The sequence below is a fragment of the Bradyrhizobium ottawaense genome (assembly GCF_002278135.3).
Lineage (GTDB): Bacteria > Pseudomonadota > Alphaproteobacteria > Rhizobiales > Xanthobacteraceae > Bradyrhizobium > Bradyrhizobium ottawaense.
The window spans coordinates 2580453-2601831 of the sequence record NZ_CP029425.2 but is presented as its reverse complement, the minus strand read 5'-3'; the positions used below and the strand labels follow the sequence as shown (position 1 = coordinate 2601831).

Annotated in this window: 22 protein-coding genes; 10 read left to right on the top strand and 12 right to left on the bottom strand. The window is 63.3% G+C overall.

Features of this window, described 5'->3' with window-relative positions; genetic code table 11:
• Positions 1–7: 7 nt before the first annotated feature.
• The 11 genes from CIT37_RS12305 to CIT37_RS12255 all read right to left on the bottom strand — a co-directional run bounded on the left by CIT37_RS12305 (position 8) and on the right by CIT37_RS12255 (position 13611).
• Positions 8–331: a metal-sulfur cluster assembly factor gene (locus CIT37_RS12305; RefSeq protein ID WP_028143782.1), complete on the bottom strand. Its 324-nt coding sequence runs from the start codon at positions 329–331 to the stop codon at positions 8–10.
• On the bottom strand, positions 328–837 hold the full coding sequence (locus CIT37_RS12300; RefSeq protein WP_095426985.1) for a DUF2249 domain-containing protein: 510 nt from the start codon (positions 835–837) through the stop codon (positions 328–330). Before CIT37_RS12300 ends, CIT37_RS12305 begins: the two co-directional genes overlap by 4 nt.
• 12 nt (positions 838–849) lie before the next feature.
• Positions 850–2196 (bottom strand): hypothetical protein, encoded by a 1347-nt coding sequence (locus CIT37_RS12295; RefSeq protein WP_167456563.1) that lies wholly within the window; start codon positions 2194–2196, stop codon positions 850–852.
• A gap of 130 nt (positions 2197–2326) precedes the next feature.
• The gene (locus CIT37_RS12290) at positions 2327–2962 is read right to left on the bottom strand and encodes a response regulator (protein ID WP_028143785.1); all 636 of its coding nucleotides are present in this window, start codon (positions 2960–2962) and stop codon (positions 2327–2329) included.
• 168 nt (positions 2963–3130) lie between these two features.
• Positions 3131–3754, bottom strand: coding sequence for a response regulator (locus tag CIT37_RS12285; protein WP_018318087.1), 624 nt, complete (start codon positions 3752–3754; stop codon positions 3131–3133).
• Between the two features lie 60 nt (positions 3755–3814).
• The gene (locus tag CIT37_RS12280; RefSeq protein ID WP_028143786.1) at positions 3815–5023 is read right to left on the bottom strand and encodes a sensor histidine kinase; all 1209 of its coding nucleotides are present in this window, start codon (positions 5021–5023) and stop codon (positions 3815–3817) included.
• Positions 5024–5609: 586 nt separating this feature from the next.
• Positions 5610–6431, bottom strand: a complete 822-nt coding sequence (locus CIT37_RS12275; RefSeq protein WP_095426984.1) for an outer membrane beta-barrel protein — start codon at positions 6429–6431, stop codon at positions 5610–5612.
• A gap of 145 nt (positions 6432–6576) precedes the next feature.
• A complete protein-coding gene (arcA, locus tag CIT37_RS12270; RefSeq protein WP_038949677.1) occupies positions 6577–7839 on the bottom strand; it encodes an arginine deiminase in 1263 nt (420 codons plus the stop codon).
• 26 nt (positions 7840–7865) lie between these two features.
• Positions 7866–9299, bottom strand: a complete 1434-nt coding sequence (locus CIT37_RS12265) for a basic amino acid/polyamine antiporter (RefSeq protein WP_095426983.1) — start codon at positions 9297–9299, stop codon at positions 7866–7868.
• A 143-nt stretch (positions 9300–9442) separates the two neighbouring features.
• Complete coding sequence (locus tag CIT37_RS12260) at positions 9443–12508, bottom strand: efflux RND transporter permease subunit (protein ID WP_095426982.1); 3066 nt, start codon at positions 12506–12508, stop codon at positions 9443–9445.
• Positions 12505–13611 (bottom strand): efflux RND transporter periplasmic adaptor subunit, encoded by a 1107-nt coding sequence (locus tag CIT37_RS12255; RefSeq protein ID WP_095427036.1) that lies wholly within the window; start codon positions 13609–13611, stop codon positions 12505–12507. Before CIT37_RS12255 ends, CIT37_RS12260 begins: the two co-directional genes overlap by 4 nt.
• A 273-nt stretch (positions 13612–13884) precedes the next feature.
• Here CIT37_RS12255 and CIT37_RS12250 point away from each other — a divergent pair, with 273 nt between their 5' ends.
• Both CIT37_RS12250 and CIT37_RS12245 read left to right on the top strand, forming a co-directional pair.
• Positions 13885–14085 (top strand): DUF3551 domain-containing protein, encoded by a 201-nt coding sequence (locus CIT37_RS12250; RefSeq protein WP_095426981.1) that lies wholly within the window; start codon positions 13885–13887, stop codon positions 14083–14085.
• 212 nt (positions 14086–14297) lie between these two features.
• Positions 14298–14801: a DUF1269 domain-containing protein gene (locus CIT37_RS12245; protein ID WP_028143792.1), complete on the top strand. Its 504-nt coding sequence runs from the start codon at positions 14298–14300 to the stop codon at positions 14799–14801.
• Positions 14802–14821: 20 nt separating this feature from the next.
• On the opposite strand, the gene CIT37_RS12240 is transcribed toward CIT37_RS12245, so the two are convergent.
• On the bottom strand, positions 14822–15532 hold the full coding sequence (locus CIT37_RS12240; protein WP_095426980.1) for a Bax inhibitor-1/YccA family protein: 711 nt from the start codon (positions 15530–15532) through the stop codon (positions 14822–14824).
• Positions 15533–15674: 142 nt separating this feature from the next.
• On the opposite strand from CIT37_RS12240, the gene CIT37_RS40190 reads away from it, so the two are divergent.
• The 8 genes from CIT37_RS40190 to CIT37_RS12200 all read left to right on the top strand — a co-directional run bounded on the left by CIT37_RS40190 (position 15675) and on the right by CIT37_RS12200 (position 21360).
• The gene (locus CIT37_RS40190; protein ID WP_414645265.1) at positions 15675–15974 is read left to right on the top strand and encodes a DUF6894 family protein; all 300 of its coding nucleotides are present in this window, start codon (positions 15675–15677) and stop codon (positions 15972–15974) included.
• Between the two features lie 131 nt (positions 15975–16105).
• Positions 16106–17545 carry a basic amino acid/polyamine antiporter gene (locus tag CIT37_RS12230; protein ID WP_038949681.1) on the top strand — a complete coding sequence of 480 codons (1440 nt, stop codon included), beginning with the start codon at positions 16106–16108 and terminating at the stop codon, positions 17543–17545.
• A 30-nt stretch (positions 17546–17575) separates the two neighbouring features.
• The gene (locus tag CIT37_RS12225) at positions 17576–17818 is read left to right on the top strand and encodes a hypothetical protein (RefSeq protein WP_038949682.1); all 243 of its coding nucleotides are present in this window, start codon (positions 17576–17578) and stop codon (positions 17816–17818) included.
• A 48-nt stretch (positions 17819–17866) separates the two neighbouring features.
• Positions 17867–18979: an AI-2E family transporter gene (locus CIT37_RS12220; protein ID WP_095427035.1), complete on the top strand. Its 1113-nt coding sequence runs from the start codon at positions 17867–17869 to the stop codon at positions 18977–18979.
• The gene (locus CIT37_RS12215) at positions 18976–19566 is read left to right on the top strand and encodes a hypothetical protein (RefSeq protein WP_028143798.1); all 591 of its coding nucleotides are present in this window, start codon (positions 18976–18978) and stop codon (positions 19564–19566) included. The genes CIT37_RS12220 and CIT37_RS12215 overlap by 4 nt, the downstream gene beginning before the upstream one ends.
• The gene (locus CIT37_RS12210; RefSeq protein ID WP_028143799.1) at positions 19567–20052 is read left to right on the top strand and encodes a DUF992 domain-containing protein; all 486 of its coding nucleotides are present in this window, start codon (positions 19567–19569) and stop codon (positions 20050–20052) included.
• Between the two features lie 172 nt (positions 20053–20224).
• Positions 20225–20782: an HdeD family acid-resistance protein gene (locus CIT37_RS12205; RefSeq protein WP_028143800.1), complete on the top strand. Its 558-nt coding sequence runs from the start codon at positions 20225–20227 to the stop codon at positions 20780–20782.
• Between the two features lie 332 nt (positions 20783–21114).
• Complete coding sequence (locus tag CIT37_RS12200) at positions 21115–21360, top strand: hypothetical protein (RefSeq protein WP_028143801.1); 246 nt, start codon at positions 21115–21117, stop codon at positions 21358–21360.
• Positions 21361–21379 lie beyond the last annotated feature (19 nt).

Sequence of the window (21379 nt, the reverse complement as noted above, 5' to 3'; positions counted from 1 at the left end):
CGCCGGGTCAGTTCACCTCAGCAAAACCGAGCGACGCCTTGACGCCTGGCGAGATCATCCAGGGCTGCCAGGGCGGCTCGAACGTCATGGTGACGTCGACCGATTCCACGCCAGGAACCAGGCACGCGCTGTTGGCGACGCCCTCCTTGAGAAAGGATGCGGCGGGACAACCTGGTGTCGTCGCCGTCATGGTGATGTGCGCGACGCCGTCGTCGATCGACACGTCATAGACGAAGCCGAGGTCGACGATGTTGTGCCCGAGCTCCGGATCGATCACGACCTTCAGCGCCTGCCTTATCTGAGCCACGAGATCGTCGTCGTTGATCGTCATGCGCAAACCCTCACGGTCAGTTGATAGGTGTCGTTCTGCGGTGTGAAGCCGCCGCGCCATTGATGGCCGCGCTTGGTCAGTTCCAGAAACAGGAAGACCGGTTCACGACTGAGCAAGGCGAAGAGGGGCTGCCCGGGGGCGAGCCGCTCCATTGCAGCCAGAATCCGGACCATCGGCTCCGGTGGATCGAGGTCGCGGTTGTCGAGATGAACCACGGGCTCCGGCCAATCGCCACCACTCGCCACCGCGGGCGCCGGTTCAGCCGCATCGGACGAGCCGTCGTCCGGCAGAAACCGGATCTCCCATTCGCCGCCTTCGAGCTCGGCCTCCCGATGCGCAAAGCCCTTGCTCGCCATGACGTCGAACAGGGGAACCGGTTTGAAGGGGGCATAGAGCCGCAGCCCCTCCCCGGGCTCGAGCCGCGCGAGCGCGGCCATGATGATCGAGAACGGCTCGCCGCCTGCACGCAGGATCGGCCGGACATCGACGTCGATGAATTGGGTCATTGCAGTCTCCTTTCAGTTTCGCGAGACCAACAGATGGGGCACGACTGCTCCCGTCGGCAGGCGCAGCGGCTCCGACACGTCCGCAAGCCGCCTTGCCCTGATGAGCTCCTCGCCCAGGCCGAGCGTCGCAAGCGTCACGACCGCGACGGCGACGCGGAAACCGGGTGCCTCGTCGACCAGGAGCATCAACGTTGCCGCCCAGCTTCCGGCAAAGAACAGCATGAACCATTTCAACGCGCGGCGCTCGTCAACGAGATCCTGCACGCGGGGCGTCGGCACTCTGCCCATCACCGGACCGTAGGTCTCGAGCCAGGTCAGGAACGGGACGATCTTGTAGAGATTGGCGAGCACGAGGCCAGTGAGCCAGCCGAACGCGACCAGGAACGCGAGCGCTCCGACATGCGATTGGAGAGAACCGGTCGCAAGGAACACGGCGCCGAGGATTGCGACTGCGACGAGGCTCGCCAGCGCAACGAGGCTCATGCGCGTGTTGAGCTCGAGCGCGCGACGCTTGCGGGCTCTGTACAGGCCGAGCATGTCGCGGCCGTAGGCGATTAGCGACAGCAGCGCCGCGGCTCCTGCCAGCAGAAGCGCCAATTTCACCCCGGTCGCACGCCAGAGTGCGAGCACGCCGCCGACAGCTCCGACGGCCAGCGCGGCAATGCCGGCAAGCCAGGCCAGCCGGCCTAGCCGCGCGTCGCTGTCGGGCGCGAGCATGAACATCGCCAGCAGGCGATAGCTGACCCCCATGGCCGTGAAGGTCAGCCATCCGCCAAGCCCGGCAATGGCGTGGATCGGAACGCCCGACACCAGCAGGTCCGGCCATTGCGCGCCGATAGCGGTTCCGGACAGCACGAGAGAGAACATGCCGCCGAATGCCGCCGTGACGCAGATGCAGCCCAGCCCGGCTGCGACGAACCGCGCCGGCCCCGGCAGCGGACGGGCCGACCAGAGCGTCATGCCGAGATTGGCAACGACCAACGCGAAGCCCGCAATCAGCAGGCTCGCGCCGACCGGAAGCAGCCGGGGCGACCCGTTGAAGTGCCCGCCAAGCGTCAGGAAGCCCGCGAGCAGGATGGTCAGCCCAAGCGTCAGCAGCGCCAGAGCCGGCAGTGTCCAGCGCTCCGCATAGAGCGGCCTTGCGGCCAGCACCGGCACGAACTGGAACAGCGCGCCACACAGGACCGTGCTCAACCAGCCAATGCTAACCATGTGCACGATGACGAGCGTGTCCGGCCCGCCGATGTCGTGGTTCGGAAAGCAGAACCCGGCGACAACAAGCACTTCCGCGAGCAGCAGCCATACGATTGCGACCGCGAAGTAGCTGATGGCCCATTTACAGAGGCTGGTTCCAATCACGGCTTGCTTCCCATCGCGTGCAACACGAAACCCCGTGTCAGCACCCGAAAAGGTAAGCGGTTGCAGTCACGACCACTTTGTCGAGGCGCAAACTCCGGCGCCTTTCGCGACTGCCGACGTCAGCATCTGTTCAGGGCAAGACCAACTTCTTGCGGATCGCGTAGCGGACGAGCTCAGCGGTGGACGACATCCTGAGCTTGCGCATGGCCGAGGCGCGATGGGTCTCGACGGTCTTCACACTCAGTTTCAGGATGGAGCTGATCGACCTGTTGGTATGCCCCTCCGCGATCAGCTGGACCACGCTCTGCTCGCGTGAAGTCAGCAGCATGTCGGCCCGATTCTCCTTGTTGCCCTGGTAGTCGTGCAGCAGCCTCTCCAGCAGGATGCTGGTGAAGTAGGGCCTGCCGTCGAGCAGGGCCTCGATGGCGGAGATGAGGTGCTTGCGCGCGTCTGACTTGAACAGAAAGCCGCGCACCCCGGCCAGAATGGCTTCGGTCAGAAGCTCTTCGCTCTCGTGCATGGTCAGGATCAGGACCTGCGCGCCAAGGTGGAGTGCCTTGAGGCGGCGACTGACCTCCAACCCGTTCATGACGGGCATGGAGTAGTCAACGATCACGATGTCCGGCCTGGTCTCGAGCGCCAGCGCGACCGCCTGCTCGCCATCGGTCGCCACGCCGCTCACGATCCAGCTGGAATGCGCTTCGATGATTGCACGCAGCCCGGAACGCACAACTTCATGATCATCCGCAATCAAGATGCGTTTCACCGTGTCGTTCCCGTTGGCCGACCCTTGCGCTTCCGGGCCGATACCGGCAGCAAACCGGCAGCACAGTCGAACGATCATAGGGAGCGTGGCTGGAATCGTTATCCCACAAAACCCTGATATCTCCCGGCGAAGGTACCGACGCCCGTATTGCTCGCTAATATCGCCGTTTCACGCCTCGACCAGCCCGGTCCGAACGGCGTACCGGACCAGCCCCGCCGTCGAGTTCACCTCCAGCTTGCGCATCGCCGCTGCCCGATGGGCCTCGGTGGTCTTGACGCTGAGGTCGAGGATCGCACTGATGCCCTTGTTGCTGTATCCCTCCGCGACCAGCTTGACGACCAGTTGCTCGCGGGCCGTGAGTTCGTGATGCCGCTCGCCGTTGGTCCGCGGCGCATGGTCGAGTTCGGTCTTCCGGGGCCAGAACGGCCGGTGCAGCAACAAGGCTTCGACAGCTGCGACAAGCAGCTTGTTGGCGTCGGACTTCACCAGGAATGCACGCGCGCCCGCCTCGAATGCTTGCTGGGCAAGCAAGCCCGAATTGTGCACCGTGAAGATCAGCACCTCAGTCTGCAGCGGATACTCTCTGATCCGCCGAGCCACCTCGACACCGGTCATGCGCGGCATCGAGAAATCGACGATGGCGACATGGGGCCGGCTTTCGATCGCGGCTGCTACCGCCATGCCGCCGTCATTCACTTCGGCGACCACCTCCCAATCCACCCGTTGCTCGAGCACCGCCCGCAAGCCCGACCGTACCGCCTCATGATCGTCCGCGATAAGAATTCGCTTCATGGCAGAGCACTCCGAATCCGCATCGGCGATGGGCCGTGACCCCGGCCCGCCGCCCCGCAGTTAGTGTTTTTTCGCTGATTGTGCGCCTGCGCGGGCCCTTGCATTTGTCGTGGCCCCGCGGCGATTGGCCCTGTTCGCCGAGGGAGCATACGGAAATACTGCACACAGCACCGTGCCGGCATGCCGGGGCGCGCGACTGGATTGGATATCGAGCGTACCCCCGATCTCGTGCAGCCGTGCTTGCATCGCCGGAATTCCGACACCAACAGAGACCGCGCTCCTGCCGAAACCCGGCGGGAGCCCACGTCCATTGTCGCTGAGCGTCAGGTGAAACCGGCCGTCCGCGGTGTCGATAACGATGGCCACCTCGGTCGCGTTCGCATGACGGAAGACGTTCGTCAGCGCTTCCTGGACGACCCGTAGCAACGTTCGTTTCGTCTCGTAAGGCAACCGATCCACATCCGGCACGATGTTGACACTCGCGCGCAACGACGTGCGCGCCGCAAATCCCTCCGCGTACCGCTCGATCGCAGCCTTCAGGCCCTCACCGGCGAGGTTCCGGGGATGCAGCAGATAGGCAAAGGCGCGGATTTCCCGGAGGGCTTCATCGATCGATGCATCGATTTCGTCGCAGAGCCGCTCGGCCAAATCCGGTTCGCCGATGCTGCTTCGGATCCGCATGAGACCGAGACTCGCGGCAATCAGGTGCTGGCAGGTCGAATCGTGGAGATCGGACGCTATCCGCTGCTGGATGCCTTCCTGGATCGATACCAGGCCAAGGTTCACGTCGAGCCCGTTGCCCTGTCCGACCCCGCTCTCGAACGCGCGGCTGCGCAGGGCGCGGTGGCTGCCGATCAAGCGAACCGCACCACCACACGAAGATTGAACGACCGGAGTTACTACCGTTTCGACGTTCCGGGGCGAGCCGCCGAACGCGAGACGCTGCCGGATCCTGATTTCCGCTCCTTCCGCAACGCACGCCCCCAGCGCCTGGCAGACGATTCTAGCGTCGTCTGCGTTCATGCAATCGAACACATCCATGTCGTAAACGTCCTCCGGCGAGAGACCGAGCCGGGACCCGAACTCCGGATTGATCGCCTCATAGACGAAGCGCCCTTCAGGAGACGGGCGCACGACGAAGAGGAGATCAGTCGAAAACGTCCAATAGAGCGCTTCGATCGATTGTTCCGAACCTGTCCGCAGCCAGTTCCCGAGGCCGGTTCGATGCGACTCGCTGGCGGGGGAGACATGTACCTTCACGATACGCACTCACTCTTCTCCGGCGACATCGCGACGCTGACAACAGCATCACCTGTGTCCGCTCGCCTGTTCGGGGACATGTCCCCTCGCCGGCCCGCGGCGCCTTGGAGCCGATCCAATTATACACCTTGGAATCGCCCCACAACAAGAGGTAGCATTTTCTTAGGATTAAAATCTCGAATTCGCGACGCGGCGTCTGCGCGGCGAAGCAGTTCGTGTCCTGCGCAAGCGCTCGAATTTGGCGCAACAGAGATTAAAAATGCGGAATTCCGAGACAGCGAACTCCCGCGCCGATAGGCGGCCATGCCTACCAACGTAGCGAGGCGCTAGCGGCTGCCGCCACCATTTGCGCCGGACCTCCTCCTGCGTTCCGTCCTTGCTTTCGGAGCCGTCGGAGGTGGCGCAATCTGCAGGGGATGCGATGGCAGCGTCAAACGGTTCGTCGCAGCATCGTCCCGAAGCGCATCGGTATCAAGACGCTGGCTTCGATCGACGGCATCGCGTGGATCGGCGGCGGCAAGGGATACCGCCGCTATGCCCACAACAATGCCGATCAACAGCGACAAGCCTCTTGCGTGCATCGATCGGATACCTCTCAGAATGCGAAATCCAGACGAGGGCCGATGCGAACGTCCCTGTATCGCCGTAGCGGTACGTTCGACGTTCGAGCCTCGTACAGCACGGTCGTCGTGAGCGACACATTGCTCGCAAAATTATACTTCAGGCCGACGTCTGCCGAATAGAGCTGATCGCGCCGCCCGCTATTGAGCCCATCGGTGAACCAGTAAGCCTCGAACAGTGGCGTGCTGACAATCGACCATTTGGAATCGAGCTTGACCTCGATACCGAGCACGGCGTCGAAGCGCCAGCGGCGCGCCTCCGCCAGGTCGGAAAATCGATAGGTCAGGAGCAGCAACGGCGAAAACGTCGCGTTGTCGAAGCGGAAGTCACGCGCAACCGAGCCCATCACATCGTTCGAGGTGAAGGCCAGGTCGCGGTAGATACCGTCAAAATCGTAGCGATGCTCGTAAATGGCGGAGAAACGCCAGCCGTCCCAGTTTTGGGTCAGGCGCCCGCCCATCCGCGCGACGGCAAAGTTGCCGTCCTTCTCCCGCGAAAACGCTTCATATTGCGCGCGTGCATAGAGGCGGTACGACAGGTCATTGCTGAGGTTCCCGTCCAGCCGGACGCTCACGTCGGGCACGTAGTAAACATCCGACTTGCGGTTGTCCCGGGTAAACAGGGCGTTGTCGGTGAAGGTGGGCGCGATGGAACCGACGACGCTCCAGAATGGTGCGGAGGTGTACGGTACAGGGGCCGCGATCGTCTTGAACTCGGTGACATCAAGGTCGGCTGCGCCTGCCGTGCTTGCGCCGAACAGACCAAAGATCGGCAGAAGAATTCTGGACCTTCGCATGGCGTCCCTCGATGGCTGTCGCGTGCATCGGGATTCGCGTCAGGCTGTGACACGATTGTGGCGTGTTAATGTTATTCGATTAAATCATGGGTTGATGAGATCGATCATCGTTTCGCAAACAGCCGCAAGGGCCGCTGCTGCGGGCCTAATAGTCGACTGCGTCCCTGATGATCGGACAGGTCATGCAATGACCGCCGCCGCGACCACGTCCGAGTTCCGCGCCAACGATGGTGATGACCTCGATGCCCTCCTTGCGCAGCAGCGTGTTGGTGTAGGTGTTGCGGTCATAGGCAAACACGACGCCCGGGGATGCGCAGACGAGATTGGCGCCGCTATCCCACTGGGTTCGCTCGCGCATATAGGCATTTCCGCCTGTCTCGACCACGCGCAGCTTCTTCAGCCCAAGCGCCTCTGCGACGACCTCGACGAAGGGCTTTTCATCCTTGCGCAGTTCGACGCCTGCGGAGCTGTCGGCCGGACGGTAGGAAAATGCCGCGATATTGTTGACGATGTCCGGATAAAGCAGCACGCAATCGCGATCGGCGAACGTGAAGACCGTATCCAGATGCATCGCCGCTCGGAGCTTGGGCATGGCGGCCACGATCACGCGCTCGGCCGCCTTCTTCTTGAACAGGGCGGCGGCGAGCTGGCTGATGGCCTGCCGCGAGGTGCGCTCGCTCAATCCGATCAGCACGTTGCCTTTTCCGATCGGCATCACGTCGCCGCCCTCGAGCGTCGCAAGGCCGTGATCCTGTGTCGGATCGCCCCACCAGACATTGACCTTGCCGGCGAAATCCGGATGGAACTTATAGATCGCGGCGGCGAGGATAGGCTCTTCGTGGCGCGCCGGCCAGAACAGCGAATTCAGCGTAACCCCCCCGTAGATCCAGCAGGTCGTATCGCGCGTGTACAGGGTGTTGGGAAGCGGCGGCAGGAGATACTCGGTCATGCCGGCCGCTTCGCGGATGAGCCTGAGCGTCTCGCCGCCGCGGGCTTCGGGAAAGTCCTGGGTCGACAATCCGCCGATCAGCGTCTCCGCCAGCTCGCGCGGCTTGAGACTTTCCAAATAGCCGCGCAGCTCGTCGATCAGGCCGAGGCCGACCTGATTGGGGATTACCTGGTTGTCGAGAATCCACGTCCTCGCCTCCGGAATGGCGACCGTGTCGGCGAGGAGATTGTGCATCTCGACGACTTCGATACCGCGGTCACGCATCTTCTGCACGAAATCGAAATGATCGCGCTTGGCATTGTCGACCCATAGGACGTCATCGAACAGCAAGGTGTCGCAGTTCGTCGGCGTCAGACGTTGATGAGCCCGCCCCGGCGAACAGACCAGCACCTTGCGCAGCTGGCCGACTTCCGAATGAACACCGAAGGGAATCCCTGCATCCGATGTCTGCTTTGTCATGGGGCCTATCTCCGGAACCGCTCCGTTCAGATCGTGATGTAGCCGGTGGCCAGGCCATGAATGCCGATGACCGCGCCGATCGCAACGACAATGAAGATGATCCACTCGACGAAGGTGAAGACTCTCGCCTTTTGCTCGAGGCGTGCCCACAAATACAGTGCCGTGCCGGGCGCGTAGAGGATGGCCGACAGCAGCAGATATTTCATTCCGGCCGCATAGATCAGGAAGAGCGTGTAGATCAGCGCAATTCCGGTAAAGACCAGCCCGCTTCGACGCTCGTCCGGACGCTTCTCATAGGTCTCGCCCCGCTTGACCAGCAGGAGCCCGTAGGCTGCGACCAGGAAAAACGGGATCAAATTCATGACGCTCGTCAGATTGAGCATCAGCGAGAAAGCGTCCCGCGACCAGTAGGTGCTGATGACGAAGAGCTGGACGACGATGTTGGTCAGCCACAGCGCCGCCGCCGGGACCTTGTTCTCGTTCTCGGTGCCGAACAGGGCCGGCATATCCCTGGTGCGGCCCGCGGCCGAAAGAACTTCGGTGCAGATCAAGCTCCAGGCGAGATAAGCCCCGAGCACCGAAACCAGAAGTCCGATGCTGACGAAGACCGCGCCCCAATGTCCCACCACGGCCTCCAGCACCGCTGCCATGGACGGCTGACGCATGTCGGCGATGTCGGGACGCGGCAGCACGGCGTAGGGCAGCATGGTGACGAGCACCATCAGGCTGGTCACCATCACAAAGCCGATGATCGTCGCCGCGCCGACATGGGATCGCTCCTTGGCATAGCGGGAATAGACGCTGGCGCCCTCGATCCCGAGGAACACGAACACCGTGACCAGCATGGTCGCGCGGATCTGCTCGAAGAGGCCCTTGTCCGGCATGCCCTCGCCGCCCCAGAAATTGTCGCGGAACTGGTCGGCCTTGAAGGCGAAGATCAGGATGACGATAAAGACCAGGATCGGCACGATCTTGGCAATGGTCACGATGGTGTTGATCGCGGCGGCCTGTTGCACGCCACGCAGGATCATGAAGTGGAAAAGCCAGATCCCGATCGAGGCAACGATGATCGCGATGACGGTATTGCCGTCACCAAACACAGGAAAGAACGCGCCCAAGGTCGACTTGATCAGGACCCAATACGACACGTTGCCAATGCAGCTTCCCATCCAATATCCAAGCGCCGACAAGAAGCCGGGATAATCGCCGAAACCTGCTTTCGCATAGGCGTAGACACCAGCATCGAGTTCAGGCTTTCGCTCCGCCAACGACTGAAACACGCGCGCCAGCGTGTACATGCCACCGCCGGCGATGCACCAGGCTAAGATGGCGCCGAATGGACCGGTTGCGATGCCGAATGTGCGCGGCAGTGAGAAGATGCCGGAACCGACCATGGAGCCGACCACCATGGCCGTCAGAGCAAACAGCGAGAGCTTCTGGATCGACGGCGTCGCGCTCATGTGAAGGCCTCGAACCGCGAGTGATGGTTGGCGTTGCGGCCGCTTCGCTCGCTGCGACCCGGACGATGCGCCGTGGGGCACGCATGGCCAATCAGGTGATTACCTAGTCGAGGTCCGGGATTACCCTCACCGCCCACGCGCTCTCAGGCCGCGGACGAAGAGCCGGACGCTTCGGCCTGCTCCTTTCCGCCGAACCAGGCGACATACAGTGTCGGCAGGAAGACCAGGGTCAGACCGGTCGCAACCAGCAGGCCGCCCATGATCGCAAAGGCCATTGGCCCCCAGAACACCGTCGGAGCAATCGGGATCATGCCGAGAACGGTGGAGATGGCCGTCAGCATGATTGGACGAAAGCGGGAACTGCTGGCGTCCACCGCGGCCAGCCAGGGCCCCTTCCCCAGTGAACGCTCCGCCTCGATCTGACCGATCAGGATGACCGCGTTCTTGCTGATCATGCCGAGCAGCGCAAGCACACCGAGAATGGCGACGAAGCCCAACGGCCGGCCCGACAACAGCAGCGCTGCGACGACGCCGATCAGACCGAGCGGCGCAACACTGACGACCATCAACAATCGCGGAAAGCTCTGCAACTGGGCCATCAGGACCGTGAACATGACGAACAGCATCACAGGCACCACCGCCATGACGGACGCCTGCGAATTCCGGCTTTCCTCCACCGTGCCGCCGACCACGACGCGGTATGAAGCCGGCAGCGCCGCCTTCAGCTTTGCCATGGCCGCGGCCTGCCTGTTGACGACCGTCTCCGGCAGCACGCGGTCGGCAATGGCGGCCCGAACCGTGAGCGTGTGCACGCGATCTCGTCGCCAGATCAGAGGAAACTCCTGATCATACTCGAACGATGCAAACTGGCTCAGTGGAACGGTTCGCCTGCCCGCGATCGGCATCTGCAACGTGCGCAAGCTCGCCAGCGAGACGCGCTGTTCGTCGGTTGCGCGGACCACCACATCGACCAGGTAGATATCGTCCCGCACCTGCGTGACCGGCGTGCCGGATATCACGGTGTTCAGAACGGTGGAAATCGTCTGCGAACTGAGGCCGAGAAGGCGGGCCTCGTCCTGGTTGACGCGAATCCGCACCTGGCGATCGGGCTCCATCCAGTCGAAATTCACGCTCTTGGCGGCCGGATCGGCCCCGACGATCCGTGCGACCTCGAGCGCGATGTCGCGCACCCGCTCGACGTCCGGACCGCTGACGCGATACTGCAGTGGCCATCCGACCGGGGGACCGAGGCCGAGCGGAGACACCGACGAGATCGCGTTCGGAAACTCGTCGGCGAGGAATCGTTCCAGCTTGCCGTGGAGCCGCTCACGCGCCCCCATGTCTCTGGCGACGACGACCGCCTGCGTGAAGAAGTCGTTCGGCAATTCGACGCTGAGCGGCAGATAGAACCGGATCGCACCGCGCCCGACATTGGTGCTCCAATGCGCGACATCGGGATCGCCCGTGAGCATCTTGTCCAGACGCTTTGCCGCGGTTTCGCTGGCAAAAATCGATGCATTCTGCGGCAGGCTGAGATCGACCAGCAGTTCCGGCCGATCGGAGGACGGAAAGAACTGTTGCGGAACGAGCGGCAGCGCGAGCACGGAGGCGGCGAACAGCGCGGCCGTCCCACCGAGGGTCAACCACTTGGCGCGGATCGCCGATATCAGGAATCGTCGATACAGCCGGAACACCCGTCCGGGAGTCGTAGCGCCCTTCTGCGTTGGCGGGACAAGGATGGCAACGCCGAGCAGTGGCGCGAAGATCACCGCGACGAACCAGGACGCCAGCAGCGCGATCGCGACCACTGCGAACAGCGAGAACGTGTATTCGCTCGCGGCGCTGGCGGCAAAGCCGACTGGAATGAAGCCCGCGATTGTCACGAGCGTCCCCGCAAGCATGGCAAGCGCGTGGGTCCGAAACGCGTAGCTGGCGGCCTCGACCTTGCTGTCGCCCAACGCCAGGCGAATGAGCGTGGCGTCCGTTGTCGTCATGGCGTCATCGACCAGCAGGGCAAGCGCAATGATCAGGGCTCCGAGCGATATGCGCTGCATGTCGATCTGAAGGACCGCCATGACCGGGAACACGATCGCAAGCGTGAGCGGGATCGCCAGCGCGATGATCAGGCCCGGACGAACGCCGAGGCTGATGAAGCTCACGACCAGAATGATGGCGATCGCCTGCAACAACGAGGTCATGAACTCGCCGACCGCCTTGCCCACGACGACGGCCTGGTCGGCCACCAGGCTCGGCTCGATCCCGATCGGCAGATCAGCGGTGATCCGCACCATCTCCGCCTTGACGTTCCTGCCCAGCGCGAGGATGTCGCCGCCATCGCGCATGGCAATGGCAAGCCCAATCGCCGGACGGCCATTGATCCGGAACAGTGGCTGGGGTGGATCGGCGTAACCCCGCCGCACCATCGCAAGGTCGCTCAGGCGCAGCATGCGACCGCCGGCGGCGAAGTTGATATCGGCAATGTCCTGCTCGGACAGGAAGCTGCCCGACACCCGCAGCGATATCCGCTCGGTGCCGGTCTGAATCGTTCCCGCCGGCATCACGATGTTCTGCGCCCGCAACGCCGCGATCAGGGCCGTGCGATCGACGCCGAGATTTGCAAGCTCCTGCTTGGAGAACTCGACGAAGATCACTTCCTCCTGTGCGCCCAGCAGCTCGATCTTCGCGACATCCGGTACAGCCAGGAGCTGCGAACGGATCGCCTCGACCCGGTCACGCAGCTCGCGTTGCGCAAAGCCGTCGCTGGTGAAGCCGTAGACGATGCCAAAGGTGTCGCCGAAATCGTCGTCGAAGAACGGCCCGACGACACCGGCAGGCAGCGTATGGCGAATGTCGCCGATCGTCTTCCGTACGTGGTACCAGGTATCGGAGACATCCCGCGCATTGGCGCTTCCCTTGAGGTTCACGAAGATGGTCGTGAGGCCCGGCCGGGTGAAGCTGCGCAGGAAATCCAGATGCGGGGTCTCCTGCAATTGGCGCTCGAGGCGCTCCGTCAGCTGCTTCATCGTCTTGTCGGCCGTCGCCCCTGGCCAGACGGCATGAACGACCATGGTCCGGATCGTGAAGGCGGGATCCTCGTTCCGGCCCAGCCGGAAATATGACAGGACGCCGGCGGCCACCGCTATCAGCATGAGGTAGACGACCAGCGAGCGTCGCCCCAGTGCCCATTCCGAAAGGTTGAATCCACTCATCGCCCCGACCCGAGCACGCGCACCTTCTGGCCTGGATGAAGTGCCTGAACGCCTGCAGTCACGACGATCTCGCCGGCATCAAGCCCTTGCGCGACGATCACCTGCGCCTGGTCGAACCGCAGCACGTCGACGTTCCGCGCTGAGACCGTATTGGCCGAGGGATCGAGGACCCAGACGGCCGGCTGTTGATTCATCCTGGTCAGCGCGGTTGCGGGAATGCCGATCATCGGTCCGGAGCTCGCCTCGGCGCGCCCGACCACGGTCGCCCCGAGCCGCATCGCAGCCGGCGGATCGGTAAGGCCCACCTTGACCTCGAAGGTCCGCGTGACCGGGTTGGCCTGGGCGGCGACCTGCCGGACGCGCCCTTGCGCTGTCACTGCCGGATCGTCCGTGAGCGCGACCGTGACCTGCAGATCGGCAGGCGCCGCTCTCACCAGTTGGGCGGGCACATCGAAGATCGCATCGCGACCGTCCTGGCGAGCGATCTTCGCGATCGTCTGTCCGGCCTGGACGACCTCGCCGGCGGCGGGGCCGGTTTCGGTGACCTTGCCCGGCGCATCGGCGCGCAGCTCGGTAAAGCCGACTTGATCGTGGGCGGCGCTCAACTGGGCTTCGGCCATATCGAGCTGCGATTGGGCGGTCTGCTGCGCCTGCGTCGCGGCTTCGAAGTTGGCGCGGGTGGTCCAGCCCTGCGCCAGCAGCGTCTGCTGACGCTCGAAATGATTGCGGGCCTGAATGAGCTGGCCTTGCGCAGCAGCAAGCGCCGCCTGCGCCTGGCGTAGCGCGTTCGCTTCGTTCTGCGATTCCAGTTGCGCCAGAAGCTGGCCGGCCTGGACGCGATCACCAAGCCGGGTGCTGTTCGAAAGCAGCCGCCCGCCGATTCGAAATGCAATGCTTACCTCGTCCTCCGCCTCGATGCGCCCGGTGAACGTGAACGGCGTCAGCTGCTCGCGCTTCTCGACGGTGGTCGTGCGAACCGGACGTGGCGCCGGGGACGTATCCTCCACCGGGTCCCTTTCACAAGCGGCAACCAGCAGCGTGGCGACCGCTGCGACAAGCGCGATATTCAGCGGCCGCATCGGCATGACATGATCATCGGTCAACTGCTCCACCGACGATCTTGTCGATAGATCATCTCCCTTCCATCGGTAAATCTACTGAGCGATCACCGATGCAATCGTGGTCCGGAGAACCTTCCGGCAGCGGTCAGAAGATTCCCAGGGCAACGTCAGGCAATCACCCGATACCGGGGACGCCGCAAGCGGTGCATTAAGGCTGCACCTGCTCCCGCCGCGGCGCTCTCGCCAAAGCAGCAGGTGGCAAGGGAACCGGCCGCTCAGGCTCCGAATGATTCACACGACCTTAGGAGGATCGACATGAGAAAGCTGGCTTTGCTGTCCGCCGCCGTCTTCATTGCGCTCAGCGCGATGGGCCCGTCGACGCCCGTACAAGCGCAGGATCTGGCATGGTGCTCGAAGATCAAGGGAATGCTCAACTGCATGTATGAGACCCGTTCCCAATGCCGCGCATCGGTGAGCGGACGGCAGGGCACCTGCGTGCAAAATCGCCGCCGCTGACGGCAGCGCTCAGTCCGATATCGGCCGGGCGGCGTAAATGACGCGCTGTTGGTTGTCGTACGCCACCCGGATTCGGCCTGAATGCCGCAACCGTCCCTGCCCCATCGGGACATTCCTCCGCCAACGTCCGGGGTTTCCTCCAATCGCGGCAGGTCTCCTTGCACGGTAGCTTCGACTGCTCCGGTTCGCATTTGGATCAACGGGAGGTGTCAATGTCCGATCTTGTCGCGATCGTGTATCCGTCGGAAGCAAAGGCAGAAGAAGTGCGCCAGCAGCTATTCAAGCTGCAGAAGGAATATCTGATCACAATCAGCGACGCCGTGATTGCCGTGAAGACGGACGCGGGCGGCATCAAGCTCAATCAACTCGTCAATACCACTGCGATGGGCGCAATGACGGGAAGCTTCTGGGGCCTTCTCATCGGCGTCCTGTTCCTGAACCCAATCCTCGGAGTCGCGGTGGGCGCCGCGTCCGGCGCGCTCGGCGGCGCGCTCTCGGACTTCGGCATCGACGACGCCTTCATGAAGAGCTTGTCGACCAGCCTCCAGCCCGGCAACGCGGCCTTGTTCGTCCTGATCAAGCACATGACGGCGGACAAGGTGATCAACGAGATCAAGAGCGCTGGCGGCGTCGTGCTCAAGACGTCACTCGACGAGACGAAGGAAAAACTCCTCCGCGATGCGCTGACGAGTGCAGTAGAGCGGCCGGCGGCCTGAAGCCGCCGTTCCTCCCTGTCTCAGCGCCGGCCGCCCGCAAGCCGCAGCAGCATCATGAAGAGGTTGATGAAGTTCAGATAGAGCGACAGCGCCGCGATGACCGACTTGCGACCCGCAGCGGTATGGTCATCCGCGCTGTCGTACATCGCCTTGATACGCTGCGTGTCGTAGGCCGTAAGCCCGGCAAATACGCCGACGCCAACGATCGAGATCAGCCAGTCAAGTGCGCTCGAGGACAGAAAGATGTTGATCAGGCTTGCGATGATGACGCCGATCAACCCCATGAACAGGAACGTGCCCAGCCCGGAGAGATCGCGTCGCGTCGTATACCCGAAGGCGCTGAGCGCTCCGAAACTCGCGGCCGCAATGAAGAAGACCCGGGCAATCGACGAGTTCGTGTAGATGTGGAACAACGTCGAGAGCGATACGCCGACCAAGGCGGCGTAGAGGAAGAACAGCAGCCGCGCCGTCGACACGGACAGCGTATTGATGCGCGAGCCGATGAAGAAAACCAGCCCCAGCGGCGCCAGAATGAAGACCCACATCAATGGGCTCTGCAGCAGCGCCGGGCCGGTGAGCTGATAGGTCAGCCAGGCCACGACGGCGGTCAAGCCGACGCCCGCGGCCATGTGTGCGTAGATGCGCAGCATATATTCATGCAGGCCAGCGTCCACCGCAGACGCGCCGCCAGCCGACTCTGCCGCCGCCAGGTTCTGATCGAAATTTGACACATCCGCCTCCTCTGGACTTCGCCGGGGCGACGACGCTAATCCTCGGGCTTCCGGAAAGGCATCGGACAATCACCCGAATGCCGCCCGTGGAAATTACCCTCTGTCGCAACAGCGGGCATCGCAGAGATGCCGCACATTACCGATGCGAGAGCTTGGAACGACGTCTAAGCCCTTTGGCGTATGCTCCTTACGGCTTTGTCACTTGGAAGCCGGCGCGGGTCGCGATCTAACCCATGCCATGCGCTTCTTCTTTCACATCGCCGACAGATACGGCCTCTTTCCCGACGGGATCGGACAGGACTGCCGAGATCAGGATGCAGCCATCCTGCACGCCAGACGCCTTGCCGCCGAGCTCGCCAAGGCCGGTGAATTCTGCCGCGGCAGCGTCGTGCTTGTGGCCAGCCCGCCGCAGACGGCATGCGGAGCCCCGGGCGGCGGCTGATTTTTCTGCCCGCACCACCTACAGAGAATCCCTGATGTGCGCATGTGGCAGACACTTCTAAGGTCGTCCGCAGGGGGCGGTCGGCAGATGCGACCATCGCCGCGTTGCGGATTGGGAGACCATTCTCCGTCATGGCGTCTTCGTCGAACGAGGCCAATCAAGAGCTTTCGCGCAACGCGTTGATCGCGCTTGTGATCGGATCGATGGTGGGATCCGGCATCTTCGCCCTGCCTGCGGCCTTCGGGCGTGCCACCGGCGCCTTCGGTGCGATCATCGCATGGATCATCGCAGGGACGGGCATGCTCATGCTGGCGCTCGTTTTCCAGTCGCTGTCGCAGCGCAAACCGGAGCTGGATGCCGGCATTTATGCCTACGCCAAGGCCGGATTCGGCGACTACATCGGATTCGCGTCGGCGGCCGGCTACTGGATCGGCTGCTGTCTTGCCGACGTCGCCTGTCTCATTCTGATCAAGGCCACACTCGGGCAGTTCTTTCCGATCTTTGGCGACGGCACGACGCCGACGGCCATTGCATCGGCGACACTGCTTTTGTGGAGTGTGCACTTTCTCGTGCTGCGGGGCATCAGGGGCGCGGCCAGGCTCAACACGATTGCAACCTTCGCAAAGATCGTTCCGATACTCCTGTTCATCGTCGTGGCCGCGTTCGTCCTCGATCGCGACCTGTTGGTGCAGAATTTCTGGGGAACTGAGCCGCCCAATCTCCAGCAGGTGCTGAGCCAGGTGCGCTCTACGATGCTGCTTACCGTATTCGTGTTCGTCGGCGTCGAGGGCGCGAGCGTCTATTCGCGCTACGCCAGGAATCGCGCCGACATCGGCATTGCGACGGTGGTGGGCTTCTTGAGCGTTCTCTGCCTGCTCGTCCTGGTGACGCTGCTGTCCTACGGCGTGTTGCCGCGGAGCGAGCTGGCGGATCTTTCGACGCCGTCGATGGCAGGCGTGATGGAATCAATGGTCGGGCGCTGGGGCAGCGTGTTCATCAGCCTGGCCCTGTTGATCTCGATCCTCGGCAACTATCTGTCCTGGTCGCTGCTCGCCGCGGAGATCCTGCATTCGGCGGCGATGCACCACACGATGCCGTCCTTTCTCGCGCGTGAGAATGCGAACAAGGTTCCTGTCGGTGCGCTCTGGCTGACCAACTGTGTGATCCAGGCGTTTCTGCTCGTCAGCTGGTTCGCCGAATATGCCTTCACGCTCGCACTGAAGATGACGAGCGCGATGACGCTGATTCCCTACGTTCTCGTCGCGGCCTACGGCCTCAAGCTCGCATCGACCGGCGAGACCTATTACGCCGGCGAGCGCGCCCGCACGACCGATTGGATCCGCGCCGCCGTTGCGACGCTCTACGCCGCCGCGATGATCTACGCCGGCGGACCAAAGTTTCTCCTGCTGTCCTCGATCCTCTACGCGCCCGGAACCTTGCTGTTCCTGATGGCCAAACGCGAGCGCAAGGAAAGCACATTCACGAGAACCGAAGCCATCCTGTTTGCGGCGGTCGCAATCGCGGCGGCCGGTGGAGTCTATGGGCTCGCCGTCGGTGCCATTTCGATCTGACCCAGCGTCTTTGATTGTAGGGAAGCGAACATGAACATGACGATCACGCGTTGCAGCTTGCTCCTTGCCGGGTTGCTGGCCGTCGCGGCGCCGCCCACCGTCACGCTCGCGCAATCGAAAGACGACAGCGCGGCGATGGCAAAGCAGATCGGGACCGCCACATCCAAAAAGGAGGCGCCCCCGAACACCAACACCAACCCGACAAAGCACCGGTACTGGCGTCATCGCGGCGGCAGACACCCGCATTATGGCAGCCGCCGCCTTCGCACCTGAGACATCGTAGTGGCCCCTTCAATGGATCAACCTGACAGCGGATCCGGCATGCGCTCCGAAGAATACCGAGAGCTCCCCCGGCATGAGAACGCTGCCGACGAGCCCGGAGAAGCCGGACGGCCAAGCCTGCTAGCCGTCGGTCTCACCCTCCTCGCCGCCGGCGTCGCTTTATTCCTGATCTGGCAAATGGTCTCCAGCCTTCTGATTGTCTTTGCCGGGGTGCTGTTCGCCGCCTTCCTGGACGCATTGGCGCGAGCTTTGGCGCCGGTCCTTCCACTCAAACGAGCCTGGCGGTTGACGCTCGTTGTCTTGCTTCTGTCCGCGCTCTCTTGTTTCGGCCTCGCCTGGGGCGCGCGCAAGTTGCCGGAACAGACACGCCTGCTTCTGAAAGTGATGGATGCGCAGGTTGATCTGCTCCAGGAACACCTGCTGTCGTATGGCGTGGACCTGCTCGGCCCGGAATGGGGCCGCGACTTTGCACAATGGCTGTTCGCCGATCAGGGCCGGTTCTTCAGCCACGCTCAGTTTCTGCTCGGCGGAGCGTCGAGCCTCTTGACCGCCGTGCTGGTGATCCTGTTCCTCGGCATTCTCTTCGCTTTCGATCCCACCGGCCACCGCGAAAGCGTGATCGCGCTGGTCAGGCATTCCCATCGCGCCCGTGCGCGCGCCGTGATGGACGAGATGGGCAACGTCATGCGGCTGTGGTTCGTCGGACAATTGATCCGCATCATGCTGATGACGTTGTGCGTGTGGCTCGCGCTCTATCTCATCGGGCTGCCCGGTCCCTTCGTGCTCGGACTTCAAGCCGGTCTGTCGAACTTCATTCCCTATCTCGGGCCGATCGTTGCCGCGATCCCGATCGCGCTCGTCGCGATGCCGCTCGGCGCATCGCTCCTGATCTGGGCGGTCGCCGTGTACACCATCATCCAGTCGATCGAGGGCTACGTGATCGGCCCACTGATCCAGCGCCAGGCGGTCGAGACCCCTCCGGCGTGGACACTGGTTGCGATCGTCCTTCTCGGCGCTCAGTTCGGCGTCATGGGCGTAGCGGTCGCGATGCCGCTGGTTGCGATCGGTCGGGTTGCGATCGTCAGGTTTTATGTCGAGGACTATCTGGGTGGCGGACCCAAGCCACGATCGATTGCGAGTGAGCAGCCATGAGCGAGTTCGAAGCGCATTCGAATGATGCCCCGGCGCGTTCGACAACGGCCCGTTTCCTGTGGCAGCAACTTCCCTATGTCGTCGCGCTGCTGCTCGCCATCGTCGGCGTTGCCTACACCAACGTCTCGCACCAGCCGTTGACCGGCTATTGGGAGTTCCTGGCGCTCGCCATCGGCGTGGTCTGCGTTGTCACCAAGTGGCCGGAGATAGAGGGCAAGGAGGGCCAGATCCGGCTGATCTGGACGCAGGCCCTGCACTGGATCGCGGTCCTGATCACGATGAACATCATGCTGGTCTCCGGCGTGCAGCAATTGCTTCCGACCCCTGCAACGGGACTCGTCCTGCTGACGTTGCTCGCGCTCGGCACGTTCCTTGCGGGCCTGAGCCTGCTGTCGTTGCAGATCGCCTTCCTTGGCCTTGCGATGGGCGCCGCCGTTCCGGCGATATCCTGGCTGAAGCAATCCATCTTCTTCTTCCTGCTCGGGGCGGTGCTGCTGATTGGCCTCGCCATCTCGTTCTGGTGGCGCCAGGACGGCAGCCCCTCGCAGAGCGCCGCCAGGGACATCACGAGCCAACGGGAGGATTGAATGCAAGCGTTGAGATATCTTGCCGCCATCGGCGCATCCGTCGTTCTTTGCGCCGTCACCTCGCCCGCGCAAGCCGAGAGATTCAGGGTCGGCAGGCTCCTGTGCTCCTCGGAGCCACGCGTCGGACTGGTGCTTGGATCGACGCAGGCGCTGCGTTGCGTGTTCAACGCGCTGCGCCCGCCCCGGCAGTACGTCTACGAGGGACGGATACGGCGCGTCGGCGTTGATATCGGTGTGACCAGCGCCGGCGCTCTATCCTGGGCCGTCTTCGCCAGGAACTCGCGGATAGGCCCCGGCACGTTGCGCGGCAGTTATGTCGGCGCGAGCGGCAATTTTGCATTCGGTCCCGGCCTCGGCGCCAACGTCCTGGTCGGCGGCTCGCGGAGGAGCGTGATGCTGCAGCCGATCTCGGTCGAACGCTCGATCGGGCTCAATCTCGCGGCTGGCGTGACTCATCTGACATTGGGACCGCGAGGCGGTCTCTGATCCCGCCGTCTCGGTCCCGCGGTTCGGTCTGCTCTTGATGCCGGTCCGCGCAGGGAGAGGATGAGAACATTCCCGCCCCGCCGCTCAGGGTTTCGTCCGATGTCGGCGTCGGGTGTTCGACGTTAGGATCCGATGCATGCTCGATCGGGCCGTAACCGCCCAGGAGGATCGCATGACAGTGTATGACAGTCGCGGGAGTCTCGATGCCGTGGTTGCTCCGCCGCTGTGGGTTTGTGCACTCCTCGGCGTCGTCCTGATCGCCGCCGGCCTGCTCGCGCTCGGCGACCTTGCCTTCGCCACCGTCGTCAGTGTCAAGCTCATCGGGCTCATCGCGATCGCCGCCGGCGCATTCGAGATTGCCCACGCCTTCTGGACCAAGGGATGGGGCGGGTTCCTTTGGCAAGTCGTGCTCGGCGCGCTCTACCTCGCCTTCGGTGTCGTGCTGCTCACCCAGCCGGTCTCGGGCGCACTGATCCTGACCTATTTCCTCGGCGCGGTGCTGTTCGCTTCGGGTGTCATTCGATGCGTGCTGAGCTTTGCCTATTGGCGGCAAAACGGATGGATGATGCTGATCTCGGGCGTCTTCGCGGTGATCGCCGGCGTGCTGGTCCTGTTCGGCTTCCCCACCATCAGCGCTTGGGCTCTCGGCTTCTTGTTGGGCGTCGACCTGATTGCCCATGGCCTGGCATGGCTGCTCTATGCGCTGCAATCGGTGCGAACGACCGGATAACAGAGGAGAGAACAACCATGGATGCTCCCAGTCGCCGCGTCTTCCTCAGCCTTGCGATGAACGCTATTGCCGCCGCCGCGATCGGAGCGTCCGGCGCGCACCTCATCGGTGTTGCGGACGCAATGCCGGTCGATCCCGATCTCTCTCGGGCCGGCCGGGCACCGGAAGATCGCGCCATCCCGGTGCAATGGGGACCTCCGCCGCGACCCGGCTGGGGCCCGTCTCGTCCTGGCTGGGGCCCGCGACCGCGCCGACGCCGCCGCTGGGTTTGTTGGTGGCATCGTGGGCGCCGTCATTGCGGATGGCGCTGGTAGTCCGAAGGGGATGAGGAAATGGTACGCAACAAGAACCAATGGCTCCTCGTCGCCGTGCTGGCAGTGCTTTTCCTCGGCGCGAGCTGGTTCTGCGTGTCAGTCTGGAGGGCGACGCCCTCGATGCCGCCATACGGGAACATCGTGCTGGCGGCGGCTGCGATCCTCGTTCTGGTGCTCGGCTGCGGCCTGATCGCGCTGATGTTCTATAGCCATCGCAAGGGCTACGACGAGCCGGCGCGCAGTAACCGAACCGCGCGGGACTAGCTCAGCTGGTCGAATCGCG